This window comes from Streptomyces herbicida (assembly GCF_032656585.1).
Classification (GTDB): domain Bacteria; phylum Actinomycetota; class Actinomycetes; order Streptomycetales; family Streptomycetaceae; genus Streptomyces; species Streptomyces herbicida.
This window is the reverse complement of record NZ_JAUYWJ010000004.1, coordinates 503,625-515,464: the sequence shown is the minus strand read 5'-3', so window position 1 is coordinate 515,464 and position 11,840 is coordinate 503,625. Positions and strand designations below refer to the sequence as shown.

The following is an 11,840-nucleotide window of genomic DNA, read 5'->3' as shown; positions in this document are numbered from 1 at the left end:
GTGGGGGCATGGGGTCGGGTCGACGGGGTACACGGGCGCCCCTCATCGCACCGGGGCCCGCGCCGGGTCCGACAGCCGGTCGTGAGCGCCGGTCGCGGCTGCCCGCGCGCCCGGGGCGGCCGGGGCGGCCCGCTCGCCGTGCGCCGCACGCCGCCAGGAGAGAGCCTTGACCCCTGGGGGATGCGACGCGCGGCCGTGCGAGGAGGTGGTCGGCGTGTCCAACGGGCAGAGGCCCGCACAGGCACCAGGAGCCGCCGGGACGCGGGTCGGCCGACCGCTGCTCTCCCTGTCGCTGGCCGCGATGATGGACGAGGTCCACGCGCACTCAGGGGCGGTGTACCTGCTGGCGAACGACGAGCCCGTACTGGAGATGGCGGTGGTGGCGGGGCTGCCCCGGGCGTTCGCGGCACCGTGGGAGCGGGTGGGGCTGAGCGCGCCGATCCCGGTCGCGGAGGCGGTCCGCGGTCGGCGGCTGGTGTGGGTCGGCGGCGAGGACGACATGGCGCGGCGCTATCCCCGCATCGCGGTGGTCCTGCCCTATCCCTTCGCGCTGGCCGCCCTGCCCGTGGCCACCGCGGACAAGGCCTACGGCGCGGTCTTCGTGACCTGGCCCGGTTCACATCCGCAGGAGCTGTCCGACCGGGAGCGGGAGCATCTGACCGCGGCCTGCGACCGGCTAGCGCTGCGGCTGGAGCGGGCCACGCAGGACAACCGACCGATCCCGCGGGAGCCCGATCTGCTGGCGTCGACCGTGACAGGGGTCGCGGGCACCCTGGGAACGGTCGAGGCGGCCCGGATGGTGGCGCGGCTGCCGTACGGGCTGGTGTCGCTCGATCTGCACGGCCGGGTCGGGTTCGCCAACGCGGCGGCCGCCGAGCTGCTCGACACACCGGCCGGTGAGCTCCTCGGCACCCATCTGTGGGCCTCGGTGCCCTGGCTGAACGACCCGATGTACGAGGACCGGTACCGGGCCGCCCTGATCAGCCAGCATGTGACGTCGTTCGTGGCGCTGCGCCCGCCGGGCGACTGGCTGTCGTTCCGGCTCTACCCGAGCACGACCGGGCTGAGCGTGCGCATCAGCAGGGCCCGGGCGGTGGCGGAGATGGGGCGGGCCGCCCCGCAGACCGGTGCGGGACCCTCCCGTCTGGTCACCATCTCCCAGGTGCTGAGCCTGGCCGGCGCGCTGACCGAGGCGGTGGGCGTGCAGGACGTGGTGCAGCTCGTCGCGGACGAGATCGTCCCGTCCGTGGGCAGCCAGGCCGTGGTGCTCCTCGGGTCGCAGAGCGGGCGGCTGCACGTACTGGGGCAACGCGGGTATGCGAACCCGCACCACGTCGAGCGGTTCGACGGCATTCCGCTGTCCGAACGGATGCCGGGTACACACGTGCTCACCACGGGGGTGCCGGCATTCTTCGACTCCCGGCAGCAGCTGGAACGCCTGTATCCGGAGCTGCCCGGGATGCCGGGCGGCTTCGCGGCCTGGGCCTATCTGCCGCTGATCGCGTCCGGGCGGCCGGTGGGCACCTGTGTGCTCGCCTACACGGAGCCGCATGCCTTCCCCGCGGACGAACGGGCCGTTCTGACGAGCCTGGGCGGGCTGATCGCGCAGGCCCTGGCGCGGGCCCTGCTGTACGACGCCAAGAACCAGTTGGCGCACGGTCTGCAGGAGGCCCTGCTGCCGCGCTCCTTGATGCCGCCGCCGGGCATCGAGGCGGCCGCGCGCTATCTGCCGGCCACTCAGGGCATGGAGATCGGCGGCGACTTCTACGACGTGGTGCCGACCCGGCCGCTCGCGGCGGCGGTGATCGGGGACGTCCAGGGACACAACGTGACCGCGGCGGGGCTGATGGGGCAGATCCGCACCGGGGTACGTGCGTTCACCACCGGCGGCCAGACGCCGGAGGAGGTGATGGGCAGCACCAACCGGCTGCTCGTGGACCTCGGCGCCGATCTGTTCGCGAGCTGTCTGTATCTGCGGCTCGATCCGGACAACGAGCGCGCCGTGATGGCCCGGGCGGGGCATCCGCCACCGCTGCTGAGACGGCCGGACGGGCGGGTGCGCGTCCTGGACCTGGCCGGCGGTCCGCTGCTCGGCATCGACGCGGAGGCGACGTACCCGACGACGGAGGTCGACCTCGCCGCGGGCTCGGTGCTCGTCCTGTACACCGACGGCCTCATCGAGTCGCCCGGCGTGGACATCGAGGACGCCCTGGCCGACATGGGTGAACTGCTGAACGCGATCGGGGACCAGCCGCTGGAGCACCTGGCCGACGAACTCGTCGCGCACAGCGTGGCGGCACGGGACCGGGTCGACGACGTGGCGGTGCTGCTGCTGCGGGCGCTGGGTCCCGCCTGAGCCGCGGCCGACCCGCCTCGTACAACGACGCGGTCCGGCCCTCCCGCCGGAGGGCCGGACCGTCCACCGTCGGCCGGAACCGCTGGTGAGGCCGATCAGTAGGTCTGGGTTCAGGTGGGTCCGGGTTCAGCCGATCCGATGGTTGACCCGGTTCGGTCCCAACCGGCCCAGGTTCAGTGGCTCTGGGTCACGGACGAGCCGTCGCCCGCGCCGGTGCCCGACTGGTCACCCGTACCCGTAGCGTCGCCGGTGCCCGACTGGTCACCCGTACCGGTCGCGTCGCCGGTGCCCGACTGGTCACCCGTACCCGTAGCGTCGCCGGTACCCGACTGGTCACCCGTACCCGACGGGTCGGTCGCCGTCGCGGACGGGTCGGCCGTGGCGCCGGACTGGTCGCCGCCGCCCACCGCGTCACCGCCCGCCTGCTGGTCGCCGGCACCGGCACCGGACTGGTCACCGGCACCCGCACCCGCCTGGTCACCCGCACCGGCACCCGCGTCGCCGAGCGTCGCGCCGGTCGCCTGCAGGGCGGTGGTCACCGGCTGGAAGAAGGTCTCGCCGCCGTTGGTGCAGTCGCCGCTGCCACCGGAGGTGAGGCCGACCGCGCCGCCGTCCTGGGTGAACAGGGAGCCGCCGCTGTCGCCGGCCTCGGCGCAGACGTTGGTCTGGATGAGACCGGTGACGGTGTCGACACCGTTCGGGTCGGTCTCGCTCTGGAAGTTGACGGTGGCGTCGAGGCCGGTCACCTGCCCGTCGTGCAGGCCGGTGGTGGAGCCCATCCGGAAGACCGTGGTGCCGACGGTGGCGTCCACGGCCTGCTTGATCTGGACGGTCTGGCCGTTGCCGGTGTTGACCTCGCTCGGCGCCTGGGTGTTGGCGTCGTTGTACTTGACGAGCGAGAAGTCGCCCTGGCCGGGGAAGGTTGCCTGGTCCACGGTGGCGATGGGCTGCCCGTTCTGGGAGTCGGACCAGTCCTTGGCCGCGACACCGCAGTGACCGGCCGTCAGGAAAGCGGGGCTCCCGTCGGAGGCCTTGACGTTGAAGCCGAGGGAGCAGCGGACATTGCCGCCCTGCACCTGGGAGAAGATGGCGTCGCCGCCCGACACGAAGGTCTTGAAGGCGCCGGCGGACTTCTTGATGGTCGCCATGTTCGAGCCGAGGCCCTGGACCGTCGACTCCAGTCTGTTCCACTTTGCGCCCGTGACGGTGCTGTCGGCGGTGACCTGGATCTTGTTGGTCCTGGGGTCGACGGCCCAGGAGGTGCCCGGGATGGTCGCCTTGGTCTTCAGGGTCTTTGCGGCGGCCTTGAGTTCGGAGGTGCTGTTCTCCACCTGGCGAACGACGGCGCCCGCCTTCTTCGCCTGGACGATGAGATTGTCGTCGCCGCTGACCACGTTGACGACGAGCTGCTGCTTGCCGGAGTCGTAGTAGGAGCCGGCGAAGGCGTCACCGAGCGCCTTCTGGAGCTGTGCGGCCAGGTCCGAGGCGTCCGTGGCCTTCATGGTCCTGGGGGCGCCGGCGGCATCCGCCGAGGCGCCGTCCTGGGACGCGTTCGCGTTCGGCAGCAGAAGGGCAGCCGCTCCGAGCGCCGCGACACCGCCCACCGCTATCGCGGCCTTGCGCTTCGGCATTCGCTTGTGACTCAAACTTCTCGACCTCCAAGGGACGGGGTCTCTGCCGATGTCCGGCAGCTGATCGGGGGGCGCCTGGATGGCTGTAGGTACGGACGGGTCGAGCCGGGCGTTCAATTCCGTTTGCCAACTTGCTTTGCGCGACGGTGAACCGGCCATGCTGCGCGTGTCGCGGGGCACGGTCGGGAACAATCCCCCATATGACGATGACCACCACCGAAGCCGACAAGATCCTCTCCGCCAACTTCGCCCCCTGGGTCCTTGAACTCGGGCTGTCGGTGGAGGCCTTGGACGAGAGGCGTGCGGTTCTGCGTCTGCCCTGGTCGGACCGGCTTTCCCGGGAGGGCGGAGGACTGTCGGGACAGGCTCTGATGGCCGCTGCCGACACCGCGACGGTGATTGCCGTGTCGGCCGCACGCGGTGGCTTCGTCCCGATGACGACTGTGCAGCAGTCGACCTCCTTCCAGCGCGCGGTGGCCGGTTCGGATGTCCTGATCGAAGCGGTGCTGAGCAAGCTGGGCCGGCGGATGGCGTTCGCGGACATCACGATGACCGACGAGGGTTCCGGGCAGATCGCCGCGCGGGCGAGCACGGTCTACGCCCTGCTGGACTGACACGGGTCTACGCCTTGCTGGACCGACACGGTCTACACCCCGCTGGACCGACACGGTCGGCGACCGGCCGGACACGGTCCGTTCCGGGCCCGGACCGGAATCCCAGCTTCAGGGAATCTGCACATTGAATACTCAACCAAGTCACCGGGTGCGGCGGTTCTGCACAACCGCGCGCCCCTCCCCGCGCCTTTGGCGCGGAGTGCCGGTTTCGCCGCCCCGGGGACAAGCGTTTGTCTGCGCCGATGCCGTGCACCATGTGAAGGAGTCGCCGACAAGCCGTGCGCGCGCCCTCACCGATGACCGCCTGTGAAGCTCAAGTTCCCAGGTGAGACGCCTGGTTGATTGGCTGCGCGAGCCGCGTGCGTGCTTTGATCCATCGCATCGCGGGAGCCACGAGGGGCTCCGGAAACGGGTGCCCGGCGCCCGCGGCCGCGGCCGTCCATCTGTCCTCGGAGGGGGCCGCTCTCCCCCTTGTGAAATATTCGTATGAAGGGAAGTTCCATCATGAACTCCACCCCCCAGGTCGAGACCGTCGAGATCTCGGACGCCGAGCTGGACAGCGTCTCCGGCGGCCTTTCCGTGAACGCCCTCAACACCGTCACCGGTGCTGCGAACGGCCTTGCCCCGGTTTCCGGCCTGGCGGACACCGCCGTCGGCACCGTCGAGGGTGTCACCGGTCTGAACACCGCCCCGGTCGCCGGTCTGGTCGCCGGTCTCTGATCGCACCTCGTTGCCGTTGAGTCCCGGAGCCGTACCCCGGCTCCGGGACTCTCGGATGCCCAGAACCACGTCGTGGCGCAGCCTCTCCCACAGGTGAGGGAAGTTCCGTGCAGTTTCGCCAACAGGCCCTCGCCAAGCTCCAGTCGCCGGAGGAGCTCGACCTTCCGGTGCGCCTCGCCCGCCCGCAGGGCTGGCTGGCGCTCTCCGTCGCCGTCGTGGTGATGGCGGCCGCCTCCGTCTGGGCGGTGACCGGCTCGGTCGCCTCCACGGTGGGCGCGCAGGCCATCCTCACGCACGGGCAGGGCAGTTACATCCTGCAGAGCCCCGTCGCCGGCCAGGTCACCGCCGTCCTCGCCCGGCAGGGTGAGCGGCTGCCCGCAGGCTCGCCCGTGCTGAAGGTCCGTACGAGCCAGGGCTACTCGGTCGTCCGCACGGTCGCCGCGGGCCGCGTCACAGCGCTCGCCGCCACCATCGGGCAGATCATCAGGACGGGCGCGAACGTGGCCGCCGTGGAGAAGGTCGCCCGTTCCTCGGACCCGCTGTACGCGACGGTGTACGTCCCCGCCGAGAACGCGGCCTCCGTTCCCGCCGACGCCACGGTCGACCTCACGGTGTCAACGGTGTCCGCGCAGCGGTACGGCGTGCTGCGCGGCCATGTGAAGTCGGTGGACCGGACCGCCCAGTCCGCCCAGTCGATCGCCGCGTTCCTCGGGGACAGCCAGCTGGGCGAGCAGTTCACCGGGAAGGGCCGTCCGGTGGCCGTCCTGGTGAGGCTGGACAGGTCGTCCTCGACGAAGAGCGGCTACCGGTGGTCGTCCGCAGACGGACCGCCGTACCGGCTCGACTCCATGACCCTGGCCACGGCTTCGATCCGGCTGGCCGACCAGCGACCCGTCGATTGGCTGCTCCCGTGACCACCGCCCAGGAAACCCGCGGCCGCCGGCGGGCCGCCCCGGCGAGACGCCCGGTCCCCAAGGGCCGCTGGAAGACCGTCCGCACGCCCACCGTGCTCCAGATGGAGGCGGTGGAGTGCGGCGCCGCCTCCCTCGCCATGGTGCTCGGGCACTACGGCCGCCATGTCCCGCTGGAGGAGCTGCGCATCGCCTGCGGTGTCTCCCGTGACGGCTCGCGCGCCAGCAATCTGCTGAAGGCGGCGCGCAGTTACGGCCTGACCGCCAAGGGCATGCAGATGGACCTGGCCGCCCTCGCGGAGGTCACGGCGCCGGCCATCCTCTTCTGGGAGTTCAACCACTACGTCGTCTACGACGGCATGGGGCGCCGCTTCGGACGGCGCGGCGTCCACATCAACGACCCGGCCAAGGGCCGCCGTTTCGTGCCCATCGAGGAGTTCGACGGGAGCTTCACCGGGGTCGTCCTGGTCATGGAACCGGGAGAAGGCTTCGAGAAGGGCGGGCGCAAGCCGGGCGTCCTCGGCGCGATGCCGGCCCGGCTGCGCGGCACCGCGGGCACCATGCCCGCCGCGGTGCTGGCGAGTCTGCTGCTCGTCGCGGTCGGCGCGGCGGTGCCCGCGCTCAGCCGGACCTATATCGACGTGTTCCTCATCGGCGGTCAGACATCGCTGCTGGGTGTGCTGTTCGCCTCGATGGGCACCTGCGTGCTGCTCACACTGGTGCTGACCTGGCTCCAGCAGGCCAACCTGCTGCACGGCCGCATCATCTCCTCCACCCTCTCCAGCGCCCGCTTCCTGCGCCATCTGCTGCGGCTGCCGGTGACGTTCTTCGCCCAGCGCAGCCCCGCCGACCTGGTGCAGCGGCTCCAGTCCAACGACCAGGTGGCCGAGACCCTGGCCCGTGACCTCGCGGCGGCGGGTGTGGACGCGGTCGTGGTCGTGCTCTACGCGGTGCTGCTCTACACCTACGACCCGCAGCTCACCTTCGTCGGCATCGGCGTGGCGCTGCTCAACGTCGTGGCCATGCGCCTCGTCGTAAGGCTGCGCGCGACCCGTACGGCGAAGCTGCGCGCGGACACCGCACGGCTCACCAACACTGCCTACACCGGGCTCCAGTTGATCGAGACGATGAAGGCGACCGGCGGCGAGGACGGCTATTTCCGCAAGTGGGCGGGACAGCACGCCACCACCCTGGAGGAGCAGCAGCGGCTCGGGGTGCCCAGTGCCTGGCTCGGCGTGGTCGCGCCCACGCTGGCCACCGTGAACAGTGCGCTGATCCTCTGGATCGGCGGTATGCGGGCGGTGGAGGGACATATCTCGGTCGGTCTGCTGGTCGCCTTCCAGGCGCTGGTCACCCGCTTCACCGCGCCGCTCACCCGGCTGAACGGCGTGGCGGGCCGTATCCAGGACTTCGCGGCCGATGTGGCCCGGCTGAAGGACGTGGAGAACTTCCGGACGGACCCGCTCTACGCCCGCCCCGGCGGCGGGGACTCCACGCGCCGCCTGCAGGGCCATGTCGAGCTGGAGAACATCTCCTTCGGCTACAGCCCCCTCGACAAGCCCCTGCTCACCGGCTTCGACCTGACCGTCGGACCCGGGCAGCAGGTGGCGCTGGTCGGTGGTTCGGGCAGTGGCAAGTCGACCGTCTCCCGGCTGATCTCGGGTCTGTACGCCCCCTGGGAGGGGGTGATCCGCATCGACGGGCAGCGTCTGGAGGACATTGCGCGGGGTGCCCTCGCGTCCTCCGTGTCCTTCGTCGACCAGGACGTGTTCCTCTTCGAGGGCTCGGTCCGCGACAACGTGGCGCTCTGGGACCCGTCGATCCCGGACGACGCGGTGGTGGAGGCGCTGCGGGACGCGGCCCTGTACGACGTCGTCGTGCGGCGGCCCGGCGGCATCCACGGCAAGGTCGAGCAGGACGGCCGGAACTTCTCCGGCGGTCAGCGTCAACGTCTGGAGATCGCCCGGGCGTTGGTCCGGCGGCCCAGCATCCTCGTGCTGGACGAGGTGACCAGCGCGCTGGACGCGGAGACCGAGCTGGTCGTGATGGACAATCTGCGGCGGCGCGGCTGTGCCTGTGTGGTGATCGCCCACCGGCTGAGCACCGTGCGCGACAGCGACGAGATCGTCGTGCTGCAGCACGGCACGATCGTGGAACGCGGCCGGCACGACGCGCTGGTGGCGCGCGGCGGAGCGTATGCCGCCCTGGTCAGGGAGCGGTGAGATGACCTCCGTGCACGAAGGCGACCTCGTCCTGGGCGCGCTCGGCTCGCTGGGCACGCCCCTCGACTGCAGCGGTTTCAACCGCCTCGACCTGGAAGGGCCGCAGGTGCTGTGGCTGGTCGCGGGGGGCGCCCTGGACCTGTTCGCGGTGGACGCCGGACAGCAGGGCCACTGGCACCACCTGGGCCGTCTGGAGGCGGGCTCGCTGCTGCTCGGCCCGGTCGCCGGGCCGCGGCACACCCTGGTCGCACGCCCGTTGCGCGACTGCGTGGTGCACCGCATCGGGCTGCGCGAGCTGTACCAGCCCGCGCACACCCAGACCTGGTCGTACGACGAGTACGGCAACCCCCAGTACGTACCCCCGACATCGAGCCCGCTGGAGTACGCCCTCGCGCTGGGCGTCGGCCGCAGCCTGTCCATCCTCTTCCAGGCGCCGATGGCGACCGAACGAGCGGCCGATGACGGGGGTGCCCCCGCGCGAGTTCGTTCGAGCGTGGGGGAGGACGACGACGTGTTCTGGATGCAGGTGCCGCCGGGCAGTGTCCGGTACGGGTCCCTGTACGGGGCGGAGGCCGCCGCCGACCTGCTGATGGACCCGGCCGTGTGGCAGAGCATGGTCGACCAGCAGTACCGCCTTCTCACCACCCTGGACCGGTGGATCGAGCAGCTGGAGCACACCCACGAGACGCGCACGGCGGCCGGGATCAAGGCCGGTGAGGCGGTCCGCGTCCAGGCCGACCGCACACTGCTCGCGTCGATCGGCAAGGCGCCGGCGAGGCGCGCGACGGCCGCCGACGCCGACGCCACGTACGCCGCCTGCAAGCTGGTCGCCCGGGCCGCCGGGATCACGCTCGCCGGACCCGCGCAGAGCGGCACCGAGAGCGACCGCCTGGACCCTGTCGAGCGGGTGGCGCTCGCGTCCCGGGTGCGCGCCAGGGCCGTACGCCTGGACGGCCGCTGGTGGCGGGACGACGTCGGCCCGCTGGTCGGGCACCGGGCCCTGTCCGGAGCGCCGGTCGCGCTGCTGTGGCGGCGGGGCGGCTATGTGGCCGTCCATCCGGCGACCGGCCGCGAGACCCCCGTCGAGAAGGCCAACGCGGAGGAGTTCGAACCGCGCGCGGTGATGTTCTACCGTCCGTTGCCCGAGCGGAGGCTCGGTCCGCTCGGACTGCTGCGGTTCAGCATGCGGGGCACGCGCGGTGACGTGCTCCATCTGCTGCTCGCCGGTCTGGTGACGGTGGCGATCGGTGCGCTCGTGCCGATCGCCACCGGCAAGGTGCTCGGCGAGTACGTGCCGAGGGCCCAGCAGGGGCTGATCGTGCAGGTCTGTCTGGCCGTGCTGGTCAGCGGCGTGGTGGCGGCCGCGTTCATGCTCCTCGAGAACCTGACCGTCCTGCGCCTCGAGGGCCGTATCGAGGCGACGCTCCAACCGGCGGTCTGGGACCGCCTGTTGCGCCTGCCGACGAAGTTCTTCACCCAGCGCTCGACGGGTGAGCTGGCCAGTGCGGCCATGGGGATCAGCGCGATACGGCGGCTGCTGGCCGGAGTCGGCCCCGTGGTCGCCCAGTCGGTGACCGTCGGCGCGATGAACCTGACCCTGCTGTTCTGGTACAGCGTGCCGATGGCGCTCGCGGCGATCGGCATGCTCACGGTCATCGCCGCACTGTTCCTGGGGCTCGGGCTGTGGCAGGTGCGCTGGCAGCGACGGCTCGTGGTGCTCGGCAACAAGCTGAACAACCAGGCCTTCCAGACGCTGCGCGGCCTGCCGAAGCTGCGGGTGGCCGGGGCCGAGAACTACGCGTACGCCGCGTGGGCGGGCGAGTTCGCGCGCAGCCGCGAGCTCCAGCAGAAGGTGGGCCGCATCAAGAACCTCACCACGGTGATGGGCGCGGTGTACCTGCCGGTCTGCACCCTGCTGATGTTCATGCTGCTGGCGGGCCCTGCGAAGGGGGCGATGTCGGCGGCGGCGTTCCTGACCTTCAACACGTCGGTGACGATGCTGCTGACCTCGGTCACCCAGCTCACCGGCTCGTTCGTCTCCGCCGTGGCCGCGCTGCCGCTGTTCGAGGAGATCAGGCCGGTGCTGGAGGCGACGCCCGAGGTGCGCACCGCGAGCACCCGGCCGGGCCCGCTGTCCGGGGCGCTCGAGGCCCGTCGGCTGTCGTTCCGGTACGCGGACGACGGTCCGCTCGTCCTGGACGATGTGACCTTCGAGGTGCGGCCGGGCGAGTTCGTGGCGATCGTCGGGCCCAGCGGCTGCGGCAAGTCCACTCTGCTCAGGCTGCTCATCGGCTTCGACAGGCCGGTCTCGGGCAGCGTGCTGTACGACGGGCAGGATCTGGCGGCCCTGGACCAGTCGGCCGTACGCCGCCAGTGCGGGGTGGTGCTCCAGCACGCGCAGCCGTTCACCGGCTCGATCCTGGACGTCATCTGCGGCACCGAGCCCTGCACACCGGAGGAGGCGATGGCGGCGGCCGAGATGGCCGGGCTGGCGGAGGACATCAAGCGGATGCCGATGGGCCTGCACACGATCGTCTCGGGCAGCGGGGCGGTCTCGGGCGGCCAGCGCCAGCGTCTGATGATCGCCCAAGCCCTGATCCGCCGCCCGCGCATCCTCTTCTTCGACGAGGCCACCAGCGCACTGGACAACGACACCCAGCGCACCGTCATCGAAAGCACACGCAAGCTGAACGCCACGCGGATCGTCATCGCCCACCGGCTGTCGACAGTGCTGGACGCCGACCGGGTGATCGTGATGGAGGACGGCAAGGTCGCTCAGCAGGGCACACCCGCCGAACTGCTCGCGGACACCGGCGGCCGGCTGCACGAGCTGGTACGACGGCAGCTGGCATGACGCGTCAGCCGAGGCCGGGCACCGGTGCGCCGGAGGGCACCCCAGCCTCGAGGTAGCCCGCGTAGAACTCCTTCCAGGGCGCGCTCGCCCCGGCGTGCGGTCCCTCGAACTGCTCGCCGCGTGCCTTCGCGTCCAGGGCGGCCAGGCACACCTCCCAGCCCGCGCCGTTGCGGGCGGCGGTGTTCTCGGCGCTCAGCACATTGGTGAGGGTGAAGCGGGTGCGCCCGCCCTCGGCCTCCTCCAGGTCGAAGCGGAGTTCGTCGCCGCCCCACTCGAAGGACAGGTGACGGGGCGCGTTCACGGCGAGCACGCGGCCGGTCGACTCGGGCTGGTTCGGGTCGCCGCTGAACCGGATGGTGCCGCCGGGGCGCAGCTCCATGTCGGCGCGGGAGGGGAACCACTGGGCGAGTTCGCCGGGGTCGGTGACGAAGTGCCAGACACGGTCGAGCGGGTGGTCGTACACGCGGGTGAAGCGGACGGCCGGGCGGCCGTCGTCCAGGGTCACAAACGTGCCGGTGGGTTCGGCGGACAT

8 protein-coding genes are annotated in these 11,840 nt (G+C 71.4%); 6 read left to right on the top strand and 2 right to left on the bottom strand.

Features of this window, described 5'->3' with window-relative positions:
• The first annotated feature begins 205 nt into the window (after positions 1–205).
• Positions 206–2,356 (top strand): SpoIIE family protein phosphatase, encoded by a 2,151-nt coding sequence (locus Q8A52_RS12075; RefSeq protein WP_316751045.1) that lies wholly within the window; start codon positions 206–208, stop codon positions 2,354–2,356.
• A gap of 173 nt (positions 2,357–2,529) precedes the next feature.
• Here Q8A52_RS12075 and Q8A52_RS12070 read toward each other — a convergent pair whose 3' ends face one another.
• A complete protein-coding gene (locus tag Q8A52_RS12070; RefSeq protein ID WP_316750931.1) occupies positions 2,530–3,987 on the bottom strand; it encodes a S1 family peptidase in 1,458 nt (485 codons plus the stop codon).
• Between the two features lie 200 nt (positions 3,988–4,187).
• Between Q8A52_RS12070 and Q8A52_RS12065 the strand changes: the two genes are divergently transcribed.
• From Q8A52_RS12065 to Q8A52_RS12045, 5 genes are all read left to right on the top strand, one after another.
• Positions 4,188–4,601, top strand: coding sequence for a PaaI family thioesterase (locus tag Q8A52_RS12065; RefSeq protein WP_316750928.1), 414 nt, complete (start codon positions 4,188–4,190; stop codon positions 4,599–4,601).
• A gap of 504 nt (positions 4,602–5,105) precedes the next feature.
• Positions 5,106–5,321 carry a type A2 lantipeptide gene (locus Q8A52_RS12060; protein WP_316750924.1) on the top strand — a complete coding sequence of 72 codons (216 nt, stop codon included), beginning with the start codon at positions 5,106–5,108 and terminating at the stop codon, positions 5,319–5,321.
• A 107-nt stretch (positions 5,322–5,428) separates the two neighbouring features.
• Positions 5,429–6,235 (top strand): HlyD family efflux transporter periplasmic adaptor subunit, encoded by an 807-nt coding sequence (locus Q8A52_RS12055; RefSeq protein WP_316750923.1) that lies wholly within the window; start codon positions 5,429–5,431, stop codon positions 6,233–6,235.
• On the top strand, positions 6,232–8,454 hold the full coding sequence (locus Q8A52_RS12050; protein ID WP_316750921.1) for an NHLP family bacteriocin export ABC transporter peptidase/permease/ATPase subunit: 2,223 nt from the start codon (positions 6,232–6,234) through the stop codon (positions 8,452–8,454). The genes Q8A52_RS12055 and Q8A52_RS12050 overlap by 4 nt, the downstream gene beginning before the upstream one ends.
• A 1-nt stretch (position 8,455) precedes the next feature.
• Positions 8,456–11,308: an NHLP bacteriocin export ABC transporter permease/ATPase subunit gene (locus Q8A52_RS12045; RefSeq protein WP_316750919.1), complete on the top strand. Its 2,853-nt coding sequence runs from the start codon at positions 8,456–8,458 to the stop codon at positions 11,306–11,308.
• Between the two features lie 4 nt (positions 11,309–11,312).
• Here Q8A52_RS12045 and Q8A52_RS12040 read toward each other — a convergent pair whose 3' ends face one another.
• Positions 11,313–11,840 (bottom strand): SRPBCC family protein, encoded by a 528-nt coding sequence (locus tag Q8A52_RS12040; protein ID WP_316750917.1) that lies wholly within the window; start codon positions 11,838–11,840, stop codon positions 11,313–11,315.

Coding starts and splice junctions, on each gene's coding strand:
- Q8A52_RS12070 (WP_316750931.1), bottom strand. CDS start 3,987: ATGCCGAAGCGCAAGGCCGCGATAGCGGTGGGCGGTGTCGCGGCGCTC.
- Q8A52_RS12065 (WP_316750928.1), top strand. CDS start 4,188: ATGACGATGACCACCACCGAAGCCGACAAGATCCTCTCCGCCAACTTC.
- Q8A52_RS12060 (WP_316750924.1), top strand. CDS start 5,106: ATGAACTCCACCCCCCAGGTCGAGACCGTCGAGATCTCGGACGCCGAG.
- Q8A52_RS12045 (WP_316750919.1), top strand. CDS start 8,456: ATGACCTCCGTGCACGAAGGCGACCTCGTCCTGGGCGCGCTCGGCTCG.
- Q8A52_RS12040 (WP_316750917.1), bottom strand. CDS start 11,840: ATGTCCGCCGAACCCACCGGCACGTTTGTGACCCTGGACGACGGCCGC.